The organism is Klebsiella terrigena (assembly GCF_012029655.1).
GTDB classification, from domain to species: domain Bacteria; phylum Pseudomonadota; class Gammaproteobacteria; order Enterobacterales; family Enterobacteriaceae; genus Klebsiella; species Klebsiella terrigena.
Window position 1 is genome coordinate 3,689,838 of record NZ_CP050508.1, and the last position, 16,565, is coordinate 3,706,402.

The 16,565-nt window shown below is 58.2% G+C and carries 17 protein-coding genes and 1 pseudogene; 4 read left to right on the forward strand and 14 right to left on the reverse strand.

The genetic code is table 11. From position 1 onward, the window contains the following. Nucleotides 1-485 precede the first annotated feature (485 nt). Together HCK03_RS17380 and HCK03_RS17385 are read left to right on the forward strand one after the other, a co-directional pair. On the forward strand, nucleotides 486-803 hold the full coding sequence (locus HCK03_RS17380; protein ID WP_115193192.1) for a putative quinol monooxygenase: 318 nt from the start codon (nucleotides 486-488) through the stop codon (nucleotides 801-803). Nucleotides 804-887: 84 nt separating this feature from the next. After that, complete coding sequence (locus tag HCK03_RS17385) at nucleotides 888-1,223, forward strand: gamma-glutamylcyclotransferase family protein (protein WP_167691959.1); 336 nt, start codon at nucleotides 888-890, stop codon at nucleotides 1,221-1,223. Between the two features lie 43 nt (nucleotides 1,224-1,266). Here HCK03_RS17385 and HCK03_RS17390 read toward each other — a convergent pair whose 3' ends face one another. From HCK03_RS17390 to HCK03_RS17400, 3 genes are all read right to left on the reverse strand, one after another. Next, nucleotides 1,267-2,295 (reverse strand): LLM class flavin-dependent oxidoreductase, encoded by a 1,029-nt coding sequence (locus HCK03_RS17390; RefSeq protein ID WP_167691960.1) that lies wholly within the window; start codon nucleotides 2,293-2,295, stop codon nucleotides 1,267-1,269. A gap of 178 nt (nucleotides 2,296-2,473) precedes the next feature. Further along, nucleotides 2,474-3,925, reverse strand: a complete 1,452-nt coding sequence (locus tag HCK03_RS17395) for an MFS transporter (protein ID WP_167691961.1) — start codon at nucleotides 3,923-3,925, stop codon at nucleotides 2,474-2,476. A gap of 46 nt (nucleotides 3,926-3,971) precedes the next feature. Then, nucleotides 3,972-4,571, reverse strand: coding sequence for a TetR/AcrR family transcriptional regulator (locus HCK03_RS17400; protein ID WP_041144862.1), 600 nt, complete (start codon nucleotides 4,569-4,571; stop codon nucleotides 3,972-3,974). Nucleotides 4,572-4,681: 110 nt separating this feature from the next. On the opposite strand from HCK03_RS17400, the gene HCK03_RS17405 reads away from it, so the two are divergent. After that, nucleotides 4,682-5,077, forward strand: coding sequence for a RidA family protein (locus HCK03_RS17405; RefSeq protein WP_041144861.1), 396 nt, complete (start codon nucleotides 4,682-4,684; stop codon nucleotides 5,075-5,077). Nucleotides 5,078-5,212: 135 nt separating this feature from the next. Here the strand turns inward: HCK03_RS17405 and HCK03_RS17410 are convergent, their stop codons facing one another. Continuing rightward, complete coding sequence (locus HCK03_RS17410) at nucleotides 5,213-5,800, reverse strand: TetR/AcrR family transcriptional regulator (protein WP_167691962.1); 588 nt, start codon at nucleotides 5,798-5,800, stop codon at nucleotides 5,213-5,215. 345 nt (nucleotides 5,801-6,145) lie between these two features. Here HCK03_RS17410 and HCK03_RS17415 point away from each other — a divergent pair, with 345 nt between their 5' ends. After that, a complete protein-coding gene (locus HCK03_RS17415) occupies nucleotides 6,146-6,901 on the forward strand; it encodes an SDR family oxidoreductase (protein ID WP_167691963.1) in 756 nt (251 codons plus the stop codon). Between the two features lie 56 nt (nucleotides 6,902-6,957). Here HCK03_RS17415 and HCK03_RS17420 read toward each other — a convergent pair whose 3' ends face one another. The 10 genes and pseudogenes from HCK03_RS17420 to HCK03_RS17465 form a co-directional block, all read right to left on the reverse strand. Continuing rightward, nucleotides 6,958-7,497 (reverse strand): cytochrome b, encoded by a 540-nt coding sequence (locus tag HCK03_RS17420; protein WP_041144857.1) that lies wholly within the window; start codon nucleotides 7,495-7,497, stop codon nucleotides 6,958-6,960. After that, nucleotides 7,494-8,549, reverse strand: coding sequence for a catalase family peroxidase (locus HCK03_RS17425; protein WP_167691964.1), 1,056 nt, complete (start codon nucleotides 8,547-8,549; stop codon nucleotides 7,494-7,496). The genes HCK03_RS17420 and HCK03_RS17425 overlap by 4 nt, the downstream gene beginning before the upstream one ends. Before the next feature lie 340 nt (nucleotides 8,550-8,889). After that, nucleotides 8,890-10,539: a putative bifunctional diguanylate cyclase/phosphodiesterase gene (locus HCK03_RS17430; protein ID WP_167692457.1), complete on the reverse strand. Its 1,650-nt coding sequence runs from the start codon at nucleotides 10,537-10,539 to the stop codon at nucleotides 8,890-8,892. 403 nt (nucleotides 10,540-10,942) lie between these two features. Further along, nucleotides 10,943-11,902, reverse strand: a complete 960-nt coding sequence (locus HCK03_RS17435; protein WP_115193196.1) for a YbgA family protein — start codon at nucleotides 11,900-11,902, stop codon at nucleotides 10,943-10,945. Nucleotides 11,903-11,915: 13 nt separating this feature from the next. Further along, nucleotides 11,916-11,993 (reverse strand): annotated as a pseudogene (locus HCK03_RS26560) (DUF3833 domain-containing protein); the annotation flags it as partial. Nucleotides 11,994-12,014: 21 nt separating this feature from the next. Beyond that, the gene (locus tag HCK03_RS17445) at nucleotides 12,015-13,235 is read right to left on the reverse strand and encodes an SAM-dependent methyltransferase (RefSeq protein WP_167691965.1); all 1,221 of its coding nucleotides are present in this window, start codon (nucleotides 13,233-13,235) and stop codon (nucleotides 12,015-12,017) included. Further along, the gene (locus tag HCK03_RS17450) at nucleotides 13,232-13,954 is read right to left on the reverse strand and encodes a DUF1365 domain-containing protein (RefSeq protein ID WP_041144854.1); all 723 of its coding nucleotides are present in this window, start codon (nucleotides 13,952-13,954) and stop codon (nucleotides 13,232-13,234) included. The genes HCK03_RS17445 and HCK03_RS17450 overlap by 4 nt, the downstream gene beginning before the upstream one ends. A 1-nt stretch (nucleotide 13,955) precedes the next feature. Continuing rightward, complete coding sequence (locus HCK03_RS17455) at nucleotides 13,956-15,212, reverse strand: NAD(P)/FAD-dependent oxidoreductase (protein ID WP_167691966.1); 1,257 nt, start codon at nucleotides 15,210-15,212, stop codon at nucleotides 13,956-13,958. Next, complete coding sequence (locus HCK03_RS17460) at nucleotides 15,209-15,928, reverse strand: SDR family NAD(P)-dependent oxidoreductase (RefSeq protein WP_041144852.1); 720 nt, start codon at nucleotides 15,926-15,928, stop codon at nucleotides 15,209-15,211. The genes HCK03_RS17455 and HCK03_RS17460 overlap by 4 nt, the downstream gene beginning before the upstream one ends. Further along, nucleotides 15,925-16,359, reverse strand: coding sequence for a nuclear transport factor 2 family protein (locus HCK03_RS17465; RefSeq protein WP_041144851.1), 435 nt, complete (start codon nucleotides 16,357-16,359; stop codon nucleotides 15,925-15,927). Before HCK03_RS17465 ends, HCK03_RS17460 begins: the two co-directional genes overlap by 4 nt. Between the last annotated feature and the right edge of the window lie 206 nt (nucleotides 16,360-16,565).

Sequence of the window (16,565 nt, forward strand, 5' to 3'; positions counted from 1 at the left end):
GCACAGCGAAAAAGGAATGATAATGAAAACAATTACCATCAAAACAAAACAGTTAAAAATACTCTGTTTAATAAACCGAGTGTTTGATTATTCTTGGTTTAAATTAAGGAACAACGAAAGATTAAAGTAACCTTAAGGCGATATTAATTTTTAAGCGCAATATTTAAAAATACGCGCGGTGTGGCATTTTATTGCGCCAGGAATAAAAACCAGGGCGGCAATTAGGGCAAGGATTGCACGCCGCCTGCTCGCCTGATTAGGCTATCGTGCTGGCCTGGTATGTGTGGCGGCCCATCCGCTTCGCTGTGCGTGGTTTATCTCGTTGCCAACGAAGCATATCAGGGTAGCGAACGTCCTCTCGGTTTCTCTTCTTCATCGCGGCTGGTGGATCCCTCAATTCATCGCTACGCTGAATAATTCACGCCCCGGCTGCGCTTTTTGCTCGCTCAGCCGGGAATGCTTATCGCTGAGTCGAAGGAGACCCCATGAGCGAAGTCAATATTGTTGCCACCCTAACCCCGCTCCCTGAGCATATCGAAGCGGTCAGGGCCGCTGCCCTGGCAATGGTCCCCCTGACGCATCAGGAAGCGGGCTGCCTGCAGTACGATCTGCATGAAAGCCGGGCGATTGCCGACGTCCGCCAGCTGCAGAATGAGGGCAAGGCGTCATTTATCTTTATTGAGCGCTGGAAGTCAGAGGAGGATCTGAAAAAGCACGTCGCCATGTCCTACCACGATGATTTTCTCGCGATCCTCGACGGCAGGCTGGAGAGTCTGAACGTTCAGCGGCTGACCCGCCTGTAGCGCTTTAAAAAACGTCATTATTCCGCAGTATGAGCTATCTCCCCCGCCCGCCGGGGAATTTATCATCTTGCTTAATGAGGAATAATGGAACGCTTATTTGTCTACGGTACGCTGCGTCCGGGCCACGCGAATGCCTATATTCTGGAAAATATCGGCGGAGAGTGGCTGCCGGGAACGGTGACCGGCACCTTTTATGCCCGCGGCTGGGGCGCTGCCGCTGATTTTCCGGGGATCGTCCTGAGTGAAAGCGGGCCGCAGGTCCACGGCTATCTGTTTTCGTCCGCAAAGCTGGCGGAGTTCTGGCCCGCGCTGGACGAGTTCGAAGAGGGCTACGACCGGGTGGAAGTTGAGGTGACGACGGCCGATGGTCGGCGCCTGTCCGCGTGGATCTATCAGCTACAGCCGCCGGCTCAGCCGTAGGATTTAACGCCCCGCATGGCTCACGGGGCGTTGGCGTTACCGCCTATTTGTCGCGCCAGCCCAGCGCCGGCGCAACCTGTTTGAGAATGGACTCAATAACGTGCACGTTGTAATCCACGCCCAGCTGATTCGGCACGGTGAGCAATAAGGTGTCGGCTTCGGCAATCGCTTCGTCTCTCTTCAGCAGCTCGATAAGCCGGTCCGGCTCGGCGGCATAGCTGCGCCCGAAGATCGCCCGCGTTTTCTCATCAAGCTGGCCAATTGTATCCCCGTCATCCCGGCCTGTACCAAAATACATCCGGTCGCGATCGTTCATCAGGGCAAAAATACTGCGGCTGACCGAGACGCGCGGCGTACGGGAATGCCCCGCCTGCGCCCAGGCCTCGCGGTATGCCCGGATCTGTTTTGCCTGCTGAATATGGAAAGGCTCGCCGGTTTCGTCATCTTTCAGCGTCGAGCTCTGCAGGTTCATCCCCAGCTTCGCCGCCCATACCGCCGTGGCGTTGGAACCCGCGCCCCACCAGATACGCTCGCGCAGCCCTTCGGCATACGGCTCGGGGCGCAGCAGGCCCGGCGGGTTGGTGAACATCGGCTGCGGATTCGGTTGGGCAAACCCCTCCCCTCGCAGCACGTCCAGCAGCACTTCGGTATGACGACGCGCCATGTCTGACTCGTTTTCTCCGTCGGCGGGCACGTAGCCAAAATGACGCCAGCCGTCAATCACCTGCTCCGGCGAGCCGCGGCTGATGCCAAGCTGCAGGCGACCGCCGGAAATCAGATCCGCCGCCCCCGCGTCCTCGGCCATATAGAGCGGATTTTCATAGCGCATATCGATAACGCCGGTGCCGATTTCAATCCTGCTGGTTTTTGCGCCTATCGCCGCCAGCAGAGGAAACGGCGAGCTGAGCTGACGGGCAAAATGATGCACCCGAAAATAGGCGCCGTCCGCGCCCAGCTCTTCGGCGGCAACCGCCAGATCGATGGACTGCAGCAGCGCGTCAGCCGCCGAACGGGTGGCGGACTGCGCCGACGGCGTCCAGTGGCCAAATGACAAAAATCCAATCTTTTTCATGACGTATTCATCCTGGTTTGCAGGGAAATTATCCGCAGGCCGGTATTAACCGCGATACCGTAAATCAGCGCCTGGCGAGGTTTAGGTCTACTTTACGCATTCGCTGATGGGAATAAATATCGTTTGTTTAACATAATGCATCAAATAAATTGACCGAGTCGCACCGGACCTGCAGGGCTCACAGGTCCGATTTGAGCAGCTTCAGCGCAACCGCCGACCGGCGGGCCAGGCTGATGCTTAGCCCTGCCCCGGCCGCCAGGCAGCAGGCGATGCACAGCACGGCGACGATAAACGCGTGGGTGATGGCGCCAGGATCGCCGCGCGAACCCAGTACGGCATAGAAAATGCCGCCAATAATCGTCACGCTAAGGGCGGTGCTGAGCTGTAGCGTCGAGCTGACCACGCCGGCAATCATCCCGGCGTAGGCCGGCGCAACGCGGCCGGTAATAATGTGCATCAGCGTCGGGAGCGCCAGCCCCTGGCCGAAGCCAATGATAAACAGCGCGGCTGACAGAGGAGCCACAGCTGGCGGGATACCGTCCGCGGTCGTCATCATCAGCCCGGCAAACCCCAGCAGGCCCAGCGTTTCCAGCCCCATGCCGATGGGATTGACGTAAGGACCGGCAATCCGTCTGCCAAACGGCGTTAACAGCGGGCCCAGCAAAAAACCGGCGCCGAACGGCAGAAAGATCAGGCCTGCCCGCAGTACGCTTTGGTGCAGAGCGCTCTGTAAATAGATCGAAAACAGCAGGAAAAAGACGCCAATCGAGTAGAACAGCAGCGCCAGCAGCAGGGAGAGCCCCATGCCCGGCTGGCGAAAAATCATCGGGTCGATAAGCGGGTCGCCGCCCCGCTGCGCAAGCCGGTTTTCATAGCGCCAGAACAGATAGGCGGCGGCCGGGGTGAGCGCCAGCGCCAGCCAGGACCACCACGGCCAGCCCGCTTCCCGGCCTTCGATCAGCGGCACGATAAGCAGACCCAGGGCGATGACGGAAAGCACCATCCCGCCCATGTCTAACCGGCGGGCCTGCCGCGCGCGGGTCTCTTTGATTAGCGGAATACCGAACAGCAGGACCAGTAGCGCAATCGGCAGGTTGACGAGGAAAATGGCCCGCCAGCCGCTATCAAAGAGATTTAAAGAGATCAGAATGCCGCCCAACGCCTGGCCGATAACCGATGCCAGGCCGAATACCGCCCCGTAAAGGCCGAGCGCGCGCGATTTTTCCGCTTCCGGGAAAATCGCCTGAATCGACGCCAGCGCCTGCGGAGCCATAATCGCGGCGGTGATTCCCTGCAACACGCGGCCGCCGATCAGCGCCCCGGGTGACCAGGCAAAACCGCACAGCGCCGACGCCGCGGCAAAGCCAATCAAGCCGGTGAAAAACATCCGCCCGCGGCCAAACAGGTCGCCCAGCCGCCCGCCGGTGATCAGCGTCACGGCATACAATCCTGCGTAGGACGATATCACGAACTGCTCGGCCGACGCCGAGGTCCCCAGCTCCCCCTGAATAGAAGGCAGCGCCACGTTCACAATGAAGAAATCCAGCGGCGGTAAAAAGGCCCCCACCAGCAGGACAATAAACATCGCCCAGCGGTGAGGCTCGGCTGAGTCAGGATTTAAGTGGGACATATACGGCCTCCAAATGGAACCAATCGATTCCAAATTAGATAAAAATTTAACCCGCGATAACGCGCATCGTGCAATCAACCACGGCGTGCATCTCCTCTTCGCGTGCGCCGGTTTTGCCCAGCACCCGCATACCTTCAATCTGACAAACCAGGAAACGCGCCGCCGCCTGCTCATCGCACTCGGGCAGCTCGCCGCCGATCTGACCGCGCACGATCGCCGCGGCATAGAGCTGCTGCAGCCGCCGGAACATGCGCCCGGTTCGCTCGGCCACCTGCTCGTCGCGCGCGGCCATTTCGGTGGTCAGCGACACCACCAGGCAGCCGCGCCGCCCCTTCTCGCCCGATGAGAGAGCGGCATAGCGCAGCAGCGAAGCGCGGATCGCCTCGGCGACCGATCCGGGCTGCGACAGAATATCCGCCGTCGCCTTCAGCCCGTCGGCGGTATAGAGATCCAGCGCCGCCAGCAGCAGCCCCTTTTTATCGCCGAACGCCTTGTAAAGGCTGCCGCGCGACAGGCCGGTCCCGGCGATCAGATCCGGCAGCGACGCCGCCTCATAGCCGAGATCCCAAAATACGTTCATCGCGTCGCGGGCGGCGTCTTCAAGCTCGAACTCCCGCGGACGCCCGATAGCAGACAGATTTTTCATTGATAAACCCAGATAAGAGGCTTAGATTATAAACCGATTGGTTCCTATACTAACAGCGGCTGAAGGACAAACGCAAGCCGCCCGCCGCGCAACGAAGGATTAAAGACGTCATGACCGATAGAACATTCATTATCCCCGCCGCCATGCGGACGCTTTCGGAACGCACCGGCTACGTGCCCGCCGTGCTGGTCGGCAACACGCTGTACTGCGCCGGGCAGGTGGGCCGCACAACCGAACTTGAGGTGATTAGCGACCCGGAGCAGCAGTTTATTGCCTGCTGGCGTAACCTGGAATTAGTGCTCAACGAAGCGGGCTGCAGCTTTGATGACGTGGTGGAGATGACCACTTATCACGTCGCTATGGCAGAGCATATGGATACCTTTCGCCGCGTGAAGAACGGCCTTTTCCCGCGAGGAAGAAGTGCATGGACCTGCGTAGAGGTCACGAATCTGGCCCATCCGGGCCTGCTGGTCGAAATAAAATGTATTGCCGTTCGCGGTGCGTAAACGCGGCCCAGCTGCGCGCCGTGCCATTGGCCGATGACGCGCCATCCTTCCACGCCGTCGTGGCGGGTAATTTGCGTGCGGAACGGGGGGAGGTAAGCGAAGCGAAAAAAATCGCGCGCGCTTTCCCGATAACGATCAGGCGCGCAGAGTCAGGTTATCGAGCAGCGGCTGCACTATTGTGCGGAAAATATCCGCATCGTTAAAGGCGCGCGCCGACAGCATGGCGCCGTGCACCGTGGCCATCAGCAGGCTCGCCTCATCCGCAGGGCTGCCGGCTAGCCGCAGGCGCTTTTCGCTTTCCCCTCTGCGCAGCAACGTGGCCAGCCATTCGGTAAGATCGGCGAAATGGCCGCTCACTTCGCGGGCCACTTCCGCCGGCAACGTCGGCAGCTCAACGGCAAGCATGGCGCAGATGCAAAACGGCGAGGAGCCCTCGCGAATGCAGGTCGCCCAGTAGTCGACGTAGGCCTGAAGTTCCGCCAGCGGGTCATTCATCTGCCGGGTCATCGCCTGCATTCCGGCCCGGGCCTCCTCCCGATACTCGGTTACCACCACCTTCACCAGCTCCGCCTTGCTCGGGAAGTGGTGATGAATGCTCGCCTTACGAATATTCACCTTTGCAGAGATATCGGCAAAGCTGAAGCTCTGGTAGCCACCGGTGGTAAGTAGCTGTCGGGTATAGGAAATAATCTCGTTTGCTTTCGGTGAACGCTCAGTCGTCATCGTCGGATCCGTGTGTGCATATCATGCTGAATAAGGGGAATATTATCAGAGCCCTGGCAGGAAACCTACCAACAGGTAGACCTGTCGCCAGTACCCGATTTAGTCGGCGGTCTCGGGCCAGATAATCCACTTGCCGACGCCGGAGGGCCTCAATATACTCATCGGGCATTGCCACAATGCCGTAGGCGTTACCGTCATCCAACGCGCCCGGATACCCCAGGGTCTCAGCAGAGAATAGGGGATCTATGCGGCGACGTTCCCATCTCAGGCGGCTATCAGCGACGACATCAGATCCGATAGCCCCTCGCCGCCTTTCCATCTGCTCTATCCGGAGAGGACAATGTTATGAATATTAGCGGTAACACCATTCTGATTACTGGCGCCACCCGCGGTATCGGCCGCGCGCTGGCCGAAGCGTTTTACGCCCGCGGCAATCGGGTCATCATCACCGGGCGCAGCCAGGCCCTGCTCGCTGAAATCACCCGCGCGCATCCCGGAATGACGGGCTTCAGGCTCGATACGGACGATGAGACGATGCCTGCCGCCGTGGCCTCAGAGGTCAAAAGGCGTTTTCCACAGCTCAACGTGCTGATCGCCAACGCCGGTATTTCGCGCAGCGAAAACTTCCTCACCGACGGCGGGAATACGTCCGTCGCAGAGGAGATAGTCAGGACCAACATACTCGGCACCCTCCGCTTCGCGGCGGCCTTCCTACCGCTGATTCAGGGCCAGGCTGACGCCACCTTTATGGCAACCAGCTCCGCGCTGGCATTTGTGCCTAAGGCAGATTTCCCAACCTACTGCGCCAGCAAGGCGTTCCTGCACTCGTGGCTGATCTCGTTACGTCATCAGCTGCGACATATCCCGGTAGAGGTTCTTGAGCTGTCGCCGCCGTACGTGCAGACCGGGCTGACGGGCAGCGCGCAGGCCGTGGACCCGAGGGCGATGCCGCTGGCGGAGTATATATCGAGGGCGATGGTGCTGATTGAGCACCGGCGGCACCCGAACGGCGAGATCCTGCTTGATGGCGATAAAAGCCGCCGCTGGGCGGAAAAAGAGGGCACGTTTGCGGCGCTTTTCCGCGCCATAAACCCGGATTAATCCCCCCAGCCCCGTGCCGAAAATCGTTCGGCACGGTTTTCGCCGACCTCAGGCGCTTATCGCCTGCCGCCGCCGGACATGCTTTCAAAGACGCCGTCGCGGCGCACTAAAGCATGAAACAGCGCGGCGGCCAGATGCAGCATCACGGTCATAAACAGCAGCAGCGCAACCGCTGAGTGCAGCGGGCGCAGGAGCGCATACCAGTCATTATTCACCGGCGCGATCGGCGGTAAAACAAAGGCCCCGCCGACGGAGATGGGATACCCCGCGGCCGACTGCATCGCCCAGCCGACCAGCGGCTGGAGGATCATCATGGCGTAGAGCATCCAGTGCGAAAGATGGGCCAGCCGCCGTTGCCAGCCGGGTATGGTGCCCGGCAGAGGCGGCACGGCGGTGTAAAAACGCAGCCACAGCCGCACCACCACCAGCAGCAGGATCATCAGGCCCAGCGGCTTGTGAATGGACACCAGCAGCGCGTGCAGGGACGAAACCGTGGAAACCATCGCCACGCCAATAAACAGCATCGCCATGATTGCCGCGGCCATCAGCCAGTGCAGCCAGCGCAGCGCCGGATGAAAATGGGTTACCTGTTTCATAAGTGGGCTCCTGACCGTTGGGACTGTTCGCGGGTGCGCGCGTTATAGGATTTGGCGTAGGCCGACGACCGCGCGTTGAGTAGAGGATCGTCCGAGGCGGCGATCCCGGTCGGCAGGATCAGCGGATCGTAGTTGATACCGTTGCAGGGGCCACTCTCCTGGGCGGTGGCGCTCACCAGCTCGAGCGTACCGGCATTGATGGTTTGACGATCGTCAGGCCAGAGCTTCGCCGCATCGTTGCTTGCATCCCCCGGTTGGGCGACGGTAATCAGCAGATCCCAGCGCAGCGGCCCCTGAGCCAGGCGCTGCGTGATATCGTGCTGCAGGAAATCCTTATCGCTTTTATCCGCCTCGCTCAGGGGCTGATAGCTGGTACGCGGCACCATGCTCCAGCGAACCAGATGTCCGGCCCCCGCCTTATCAATAAAGCGAAACGCATTCAGGCTGTTATAGCGATCGCTCGCCCAGCTGGACGAGGGGACGTACTGCTTTGCCCAGGCCAGATAGCGCTGCAGCTGAGGGTGCGAGCCGACAAACGCCTTCAGTCTGTCAGGGTCAGGCTTGCCGGTTGCCGGGTCGGGCAAGGTGACGGTTTGCAGTTCGTAGAACTCTTCCACGGTGGAGACCGGGAACAGCGGCATGGCGTTCATTCCTGTGCGCCACTGCTCCCCGTTCCCCTGCCTGAACTCCAGCGCCATGCTGCGCACGGGAACGGCATAATCCGGCGCGTTGGGGTTGCCGCCGGCGATGGCAAAGCGGCCCGTTACCGGGGTTTCTCCGGCGGCGAACAGCGCCGCGCGCGACAGCCCGCTGGCGTTGCCGTTAGAGATAAAACGGCCCACAACGCAGACGCCTTTGGCATGATTGCGTCGAAAGCCCGGGTGCTCGCCGCCCGATTTTTGCAGAACCGTCACCAGCTTGTCTGCGCTGAGGCGATTCGGCGCCAGCCAGCCGCCAGCCCACAGAAAGAGCAGTATCACGCCTAAAGGAATAAGGCCCACCAGCAGCAGGCGCGCTATTTTCTGGCCAGCGGAAAGTGAAGAGGTTGTCATATTTTCGCTCACACTATTAACATTGAACCCACAAACAAAAACGCGAGAAGCGATTCCCGCAGGAAAACTCTAATGGCCGCCAGCCGCTTTAAAGGCCGAGGCTTGCGTTAAGCAACCGACGCGTATCGGCCATAATTGGCGGGTGATTTTGCGACCGGAAAAACAAACCTACTAGTTGGTAGGTTTTCTGTCAATACTATCGCGCTTGCCCCATCGGGGGCGCGGAGGTTTTTCATTCGCAGGTTTTATTGGCTGAGTGAGCCGCAGCAGAAGCCGACTTCCTGCCGGCAGGCAGGCCTCTCGGGCCTGCTTACGGCGCCGCGATGAAGGGCCTGAGAGGCTACTTTTTTAATTGCCCAATGATCGTCGGCTTGCCAAAAAGAAAGCCCTGGACTTCGTTGCAGCCTTCATCTTTCAGGATTTTCAGCTGCTCCAGGGTCTCAACGCCCTCGGCAATCAGCGGGGTATTAATCGATTTACTGAGCGAGATAACCGCCCGCACGAAGGAGCGAACTTCGGTGTCGTTCTCAATGTTTTGCAGAAAACTGCGGTCCATTTTGATGAGGTCAAAATGAAATTCACGCAGCATGCTAATGGAGGAGTAGCCGGTGCCAAAATCATCGAGGGCAATACTGATCCCCATGTTTTTTATTTGATTGAGAACGTTAAACACCAGCTTTTTATCGACCATAAACGCCGTCTCCGTGACCTCGAATTCAAGGAGGCTAACCGGGAAACAGGTTCTCATTAAAATTCCGCGGACGTTGTCTATAAAATCACGATGGCGCAGCTGTACCGGAGAGATATTTACCGAAACCTTCTTGTGAATTTTATTCACCAGCGCTTCACGACATACCTGCTCTAATACCCAATAGCCCAGCGGTATAATCGTCGCGCTCTCTTCCGCCAGGGGAATAAATTCGTCAGGGTATATCAGCCCGAGTTCGGGGTGCTGCCAGCGTAGTAAAGCCTCATATCCCGTCACCTGTTTTCCGGAGATCGAGCGCTTTTCTTGATAATGAAGATAAAACTGGTCCTCCTTGATCCCCTGCCTGATATCCGAAATCATTTGATTGCGCTTACGCGTTCGCTCGTCCATCTCAGGTTCGTAGCGGCACACCTTATTGTCGATATCAGATTTGGCACGATACATAGCCAGATCTGAGTTGCTGATTAAGGTATTAAGATCGGTACCGTCGCGAGGAAAAACAGAAAAGCCGATGCTCGCAATGACTGAAACCGAGGTAGTGGCAAAATCATGTATTCCGCTAAAGCACCCCTGCAGCTTCTCGGTAAAGAGATCGAGTTCTTCGGCAGACTCAAACGGCTTTACCGCCACAAACTCATCGCCACCAAACCGGGCCACCAGCTCATCGTTCTTGACCATTTTAGCGACATTTGCCGAAACTCTTTGCAGCAGCAGATCGCCAATAAGATGGCCCTCAACGTCGTTTATTTCCTTGAACTTATCAAGGTCTATAGTAAAAATAGCCAGCTGAGGATAGTTATTACCCGCGATCAATCCTTCGACAAACGCAAAAAACGCCACCCGATTAGGTAGCCCGGTCAGAGAATCATATCTCGCCATCCATGAGAGCTTATCAATCACTTGCTTATGTACGGTAATATCCCGGGTTATTTTGGCGAAACCCTGTAAAGTCCCGTCGTCATCGCGGATAGCGTCTATTACTACGTGCGCCCAAAATGACGAACCGTCCTTTCTGTAGCGCCACCCTTCTCCCTCGAATTTGCCGGTTTTCAGGGCCAGCGCCAGGTTTCTCGCCGGCTCTCCTGATTGCTGCTCGCCTTCGCTGTAAAATATGCTGAAGTTACTGCCAATAATCTCTTCGCTGGTGTAGCCCTTAGCCTGGCGCGCGCCCTCATTCCAGCTGGCAATCGTCCCATCCAACTCCAGCATATAGATAGCATAATCTTTCACATTTTCGACGAAATGACGATATGAAATATCAGTTAACATTCTGTTATCCATATAAACCAACCCAACGGCGTAGCAGCGTATTGACAGAATCACGAAACAGAAATGTGAAAATGTGTTAATCACAATGTAACCCATCGCTACCGCTCTTGCCACAAGCATCTCTGGCCCGCAGTTTCGCCGCATCCGCCGCCAGCGCGCGCGTCGCCCCTTCTTGTACCTCAAGGGACGATGCGCCTGAAAAAGCCCGCTTTCATTATTTATCGCCGAAACTGTCGTCAACCATATTAATAAACAGCATCAGCATTGATGATGAAAAAAAATAAGCTCAGCAACCTGGTTCATGACCAAAAAAATCAAGCAAAAAAAGTGATGCTGTTATTTCAAAACGCGGCGTTAGCGACGTTAAGTACCGGTAAAATAGTGGCTCAGAAAGGCGCTATGCCGGGCGGCCGATTTAATTTACCGTCAGGCGCAGGGCTAAATCCTGCGGATAGGGATCAAAGTAGTTCTGCGTTAACAGGTAGCGATCCGGGTATTCCGCCAGGTAATGCTTCAGCAGCGTTAAGGGAGCGAGTAACGGCAGCAGCCCGGCACGATAGTGGAGGATCGCGTCGCGCAGTTCACCGCGCTGACGGGTATTCAACTGCTCACGAAAGTAGCCCTGAATATGCATCAGCACGTTAGTGTGATTTTTCCGCGAAGCAGGTTGCTTGAGGATCGCCATCAGCTTTTCGCGGTAGGCCACGAAAAAAGCGTCCAGATCCTGCCATTCGTGCAGCGAGGCGACGAACGGCCCGATCTCACGGTAGCGCGCCTGATGGTGCGCAAGCAGCTGCAGTTTGTAGCGGCTGTGGAAATCGAGCAGACCACGGCGATTCAGGCCGTTAGCCCGTAGGCTATTGAGCTCATGCAGGGCGAAAACGCGCTCGACAAAATTTTCACGCAGCTGCGGGTCGTGCAGGCGGCCATCCTCTTCTATCGGTAGCCACGGGTAATTCTCCAGCAGCGCCCTGGTGAAAAGCCCCACTCCCTCTTTACGCCCGCGATTGCCTTCTTCATCGTACAGCCGCACGCGCTCCATGCCGCAGCTCGGCGATTTAGCGCAAACGATGAACCCCGACAATTCGCCCAGGCGCGGAAGAGCATGCTCGGTGAAATCAGCCATTTTCTGCGTGACATCGTCGTGCGGTGCGTGGCTGAAACGCATACGAATATCCCCTTCCCGGGTTTGCAACAAACGCAACGCCGGGCGAGGAACCGGCAGGCCGATGGCCATCTCCGGGCAGATGGGTTTGAAGGTCACGCACCGTGCCAGCTCATCCATCACAAAGGCCATCCGCTTATGTCCGCCATCAAACCGTACGGCCGAGCCGGTTAAACAGCCGCTGATCCCAACAACAGGTTGCGTATTCATGACTCTATCCTCTTTACGGCGTTTTGCGTGTGAAGAAAAGCGTGGCTGTTCCCACGGTTAGGTCGAATTTCTTCATCTCGGTTTTGTTAAAAGACCGGCACATAGCGGCGCTTCAAACGCGTTCTGCGGTCAGTTGCACCACGCTAATGGTGCGGGCGTTGAACCCCGCTTCGCAGTAGCTGAGGTAATACAGCCACATGCGGCGAAAGCGATCGTCAAAACCCAATTTTTCTATGTCCTGCCATGCGTGAACGAAACGCTGTCGCCAGTGCACGAGCGTGCGGGCGTAGTCAGGCCCCATGTCGATCAGATTGCGGATGACAAAATCGGTGTGGCGGGTCATCAACGTGCTCATCGCCGTGACGCTGGGCAAAAAGCCGCCGGGGAAGATATAACGCTGAATAAAATCAACGCCTTTGCTGTAGTCACGGTATCGCTGATCCTGAATGGTGATGGCCTGAATCGCCATTTTCCCCCCGGAGCGCAGGCGGGCCTGGCAGGTGCGGAAGAAAGTGGGAAGGTAGCGCTGCCCCACCGCCTCGATCATCTCAACCGATACCAGCTTGTCGTACGTGCCGGTCAGATCGCGGTAATCGCACAGCAGAACCTCAACCCGCTCTTCCAGCCCGGCCTCGGCAATCCGGGCTTTCGCCCAGTGATATTGCTCCTGCGACAGCGTGGTCGTCGTGACGCGGCAGCCGTAATGGCGCGCGGCGTACTCCGCCATCGCCCCCCATCCGGTGCCAATTTCCAGCAGGTGATCGCCGGAGGTCAGCGCCAGTTGTTCACACAGACGCGCCATTTTCGCCCGCTGAGCCTCTGCCAGACTCTGCTCATCGGCGGTAAACAGCGCGCTGGAATAGAGCAGCTCTTCATCGAGGAAGTGCGCATAAAAATCGTTGCCGAGATCGTAATGTGCGGCGATGTTTTTCCGTGCCTGCTGGCGGTGGTTGCGACGTGCCCGGTGGTGAAGGCGGGCAATGGGCCTGCCCAGCAGGCGAAAACCGCGATCCAGCCGCCCCAGCACGCGCCGGTTTAGCGCCAGTATTTGCAGCAGCGGGGTGAGCTGCTGGGTTTCCCACTCCCCTTCCATCCAGGCTTCGGCGGCGGCCAGGCTCCCGCCCGTCAGCAGGCGCCAGTAAACGGCCGGCGTGAGAATCGCCACGTCGGCGCTCAGCGACGCGGCGGCGTCACCAAAATGAAACGTCTGCGCCCCCTCCCGCAGGGTCAGCGAGCCGTGGCGGATGCCGCCCAGCAGCCGGAAAAGCAGCCATCGCGCAATACGCACGTTGCACGGAATATCGGGCTCAAGCGCAAAGACGGGATCGGTCATGAGCGTTCACTCCTGCTAGCGGGATGAGGGTGGACGGGCATACGCTTGAGCCACAGCCGCAGAGCCTGCCAGTAAATGGCGAGCACGGTTTTCAGCGTCATCCACGGGATGCGTAGCTGCAGTGACCTCAGGTTTTTGCGCGTCAGCGGCCGGCGCTTCAGCATCAGAGTGGCGTCGAACACTTTCGACACCTTGTGATTCTCGATATGCATATAGAGCGTGCTGTCGGGATGGTTGAAGCGCCAGTGATAAACCATGTCCATCGGGTTGAAGGGGGAAACGTGGAAGGCTTTTTCCAGCGGACGCGGCGTCCGGGCATCGACCGCGTAGTAGTGACGCTCGTTCCACGGGGTATTGCGCACCTCGACCAGCACCCAACGCAGGGTGTCAGCGCGGTCGTAGCAGTAGTAGAAATTGACCGGATTAAAGTGCAATCCAAAGTAGCGAAACTGGGTCAGGAGCATGACGCGGCCGTCAGGCCGGATTCCCGTCAGGCTTTCGAGCCGGTTGAGCGCCTTCTCTTTCAGCGGCGTTCCCAGCGGGTAATCCGCATCGTGGAATGCGGCCGCGGCGAAGCGGTTGCGGCGCACGCCGACGCAAGGCAGCAGCGTCAGTTCATCCAGATCGAGCCAGCCCATAAACACGTTATAGCTAAACCGGTGCGTTTTCGGCTGAAGACGGCGATGGCGCAATACGCCCTGATACAGGCAACTGTTCATCTTAGCGCCCCTCTCCGGCGGCAATCCCCTGCACCACATCCAGCGCGCTACGCACCCCATCTTCATGAAAGCCGTTGTACCAGTATGCGCCGCAGAACCAGCTGCGCCGCTGGCCGTTAATCTCATGACGGCGAGCCTGTGCGCGCCAGCTTTTAGGGGTAAACAGCGGATGCTCATAGGCCAAATGCCGCCAGACATAGCGTTCATCTACCGGCGTATCCGGATTCAGGGTGACGCAGAACAAAGGGGCATTTGCCGGCAGGCCTTGCAGGATATTCATGTTGTAGGTGACGCAGGCGCGGGCCCGATCGTGCTCGCTCAGGCGATAGTTCCAGCTCGCCCAGGCGCGCTCGCGTACGGGTAGCCAGCGAGGGTCACCGTGTAATACCACCTCATTACGCTGCCAGCAGATGTCGCCCAGCACCTCACGTTCGGCCTTAGAGGGCTCAGCGAGCATGGCCAGGGCCTGCCCTGAGTGGCAGGCGAAGATCGCCTGATCGAACGTATGACTCGCAGCTGCAAGCTGAACCGTCACGCCGCGGTCATCACGGATAACCTTCTGCACGGGGGCATTGAGGTGTAGGGTCAGACGATCCCCCAGCTGCGCCAGCATGGCGCGAATATACTCCCGCGAACCGCCGGGTACGACGAACCACTGCGGGCGATGGGTCATATCCAACAGGCCGTGATGCTCAAAAAACTGCAAAAAAAGCGGCAGTGGAAAACGACGCATCTCCTGCAGTGACGAGGACCAGATAGCGGCCCCCATCGGCAGAATGTAATGGCGGGCGAAAAATGCGCTGAAGCGGTGCTGTTCCAGAAAGGTGGCGAGCGTGGCGTGCCGATCGACGTTGCCTAACGTCCCTTTTGCCAGCCGATTAAAACGGGCGATCTCTTTTAGCAATCCCCAGAACCTCGGGCTCACCAGATTGCGACGCCGGGCAAACAACGAGCTTAAGGTATGTCCGTTGTACTCCAGGCCGCTTTGCGGGTTATGCACCGAGAAGCTCATCTGCGTTTTTTGCCCGCTGATGCCCAGCTCGCTTAGCAGGCCGGTAAAACGGGGATAGGTGCGGTCGTTGTAGACGATAAACCCGGTATCAATGGCCCAGGCCCCCTGCGGCGTCGCGACATCGACCGTCGCGGTATGCCCGCCAACCGTGGGCTCTGCTTCGAAAAGCGTCACCTGATGATGCCCGGCGAGCCGCCAGGCGCAGGTCAGCCCGGCGATGCCGCTGCCGATAATGGCGATGTTCATGAGCGTACCATCCTGCGCAGAAATATACGCTGAAGGCCGGCAGGAAGAGCAGCAAGCAGGCGCAGGGTAAGACCGAACCCCGTCGGGAAAGCGATATCGTCTTTCCCTTTGGACAAGCCGCGCCGGATAGCCTTCACTGCGCTCTCCACGCTGACCCGTCCGGGCATAGGGAAATCATTTTTACGCGTCAGGGGGGTATCGACAAAGCCCGGCGAAACTACGGTGATGGCGATACCCCTGGGCTCCCAGTCCAGCCGCAGGCTGTTAGCAAACCAGGTCAACGCGGCTTTTGACGCCCCGTACGCCTCGGCGCGTGGGAAGTGCAGCCAGTGCGCCATCGAGCTGACCAGCACCACGCGGTTTCCCGAAACCAGCTGCGGTTCAAGCGCGGCCAGGCAGTTGACGGGGCCCAGAAAATTGGTGGTGATGACCCGTTCCACCAGGGCGGCATCCACCACCCCATTTTGCAGATATTCACAGGTCCCCGCGCAGAGGATCGTCAGCTCCGCGGAACAGCCCGCCAGCGCCTGGCGACAGGCGTCCCTGTCTGTCATATCGAACAGGCGTATGGCGATGTTTGGGCTGCAGCGCTGCAGGGCCTCCAGGCGGGCCCGATCCCGCCCGCAGGCGATGACGCGGTAGCCGTCATCGGCCCAGGATTTGGCGAGTCCGGCCCCAATCCCGGAGCTTGCACCCGTGATGAGGACAGTCATCATGGGCGCACCCTGCGCTTCACGCTGCGCACCGCCCATCCCAGCAGCGGGAGATGCTCGTAGATCATCTCGCCAGCATCGTAGTAGTCGCGCTGGCTAGTAATCATCTCGCCCTGAATCTTTACTACCGAGCATCCTGGCAACGTCAGGATCGCACCTCCGTCAATACGCGGGTGCGACCAGTGCATGGTCCAGGTCACGACAAAAAAGTGGCCGTCGCACAGCGGCGGATCGATGGAAAAGCGACAGTGCTCCACGTTGGCCAGAAGATGGGTGAAGTAACGCTGGATGGCGTAAAGCCCCCGGTGCTCACCAAACGGATCGATAAGCGTGGCGTCAGCCTCATAGAGCGCGGCCAGCGCCGATGGCGGCTGGTTATCCAGTCCGGCGTAGTACTCAACAAACCGATTGATAACGGACGGCATTGTGCTCATAAGTCTCATCCTGACGTTAAACAACGTAGCGCACTCGCATAGTTAAAACTTAGACAATTAAGTTTATTTGTCCAAGTTTATAATGATATTATTTTTTTACTTAATGTATTTCAATCAATTAAATTAAGTTCTTTAGGCGCTTAATTTTTGATAGTCACACGCAGGCACGCCACCTTGCGGTGGCGCGTGAGGAACAACATCGGCAG

Bases quoted from the DNA above. Each gene is read 5' to 3' on its own strand.
- HCK03_RS17450 (WP_041144854.1), bottom strand. From the start codon at position 13,954: ATGAACAGTTGCCTGTATCAGGGCGTATTGCGCCATCGCCGTCTTCAG.
- HCK03_RS17460 (WP_041144852.1), bottom strand. From the start codon at position 15,928: ATGATGACTGTCCTCATCACGGGTGCAAGCTCCGGGATTGGGGCCGGA.
- HCK03_RS17400 (WP_041144862.1), bottom strand. From the start codon at position 4,571: ATGAAAAATCTGTCTGCTATCGGGCGTCCGCGGGAGTTCGAGCTTGAA.
- HCK03_RS17435 (WP_115193196.1), bottom strand. From the start codon at position 11,902: ATGAATACGCAACCTGTTGTTGGGATCAGCGGCTGTTTAACCGGCTCG.
- HCK03_RS17380 (WP_115193192.1), top strand. From the start codon at position 486: ATGAGCGAAGTCAATATTGTTGCCACCCTAACCCCGCTCCCTGAGCAT.
- HCK03_RS17425 (WP_167691964.1), bottom strand. From the start codon at position 8,549: ATGACAACCTCTTCACTTTCCGCTGGCCAGAAAATAGCGCGCCTGCTG.
- HCK03_RS17385 (WP_167691959.1), top strand. From the start codon at position 888: ATGGAACGCTTATTTGTCTACGGTACGCTGCGTCCGGGCCACGCGAAT.
- HCK03_RS17390 (WP_167691960.1), bottom strand. From the start codon at position 2,295: ATGAAAAAGATTGGATTTTTGTCATTTGGCCACTGGACGCCGTCGGCG.
- HCK03_RS17420 (WP_041144857.1), bottom strand. From the start codon at position 7,497: ATGAAACAGGTAACCCATTTTCATCCGGCGCTGCGCTGGCTGCACTGG.
- HCK03_RS17410 (WP_167691962.1), bottom strand. From the start codon at position 5,800: ATGACGACTGAGCGTTCACCGAAAGCAAACGAGATTATTTCCTATACC.
- HCK03_RS17465 (WP_041144851.1), bottom strand. From the start codon at position 16,359: ATGAGCACAATGCCGTCCGTTATCAATCGGTTTGTTGAGTACTACGCC.
- HCK03_RS17445 (WP_167691965.1), bottom strand. From the start codon at position 13,235: ATGACCGATCCCGTCTTTGCGCTTGAGCCCGATATTCCGTGCAACGTG.
- HCK03_RS17395 (WP_167691961.1), bottom strand. From the start codon at position 3,925: ATGTCCCACTTAAATCCTGACTCAGCCGAGCCTCACCGCTGGGCGATG.
- HCK03_RS17415 (WP_167691963.1), top strand. From the start codon at position 6,146: ATGAATATTAGCGGTAACACCATTCTGATTACTGGCGCCACCCGCGGT.
- HCK03_RS17405 (WP_041144861.1), top strand. From the start codon at position 4,682: ATGACCGATAGAACATTCATTATCCCCGCCGCCATGCGGACGCTTTCG.
- HCK03_RS17455 (WP_167691966.1), bottom strand. From the start codon at position 15,212: ATGAACATCGCCATTATCGGCAGCGGCATCGCCGGGCTGACCTGCGCC.
- HCK03_RS17430 (WP_167692457.1), bottom strand. From the start codon at position 10,539: ATGGATAACAGAATGTTAACTGATATTTCATATCGTCATTTCGTCGAA.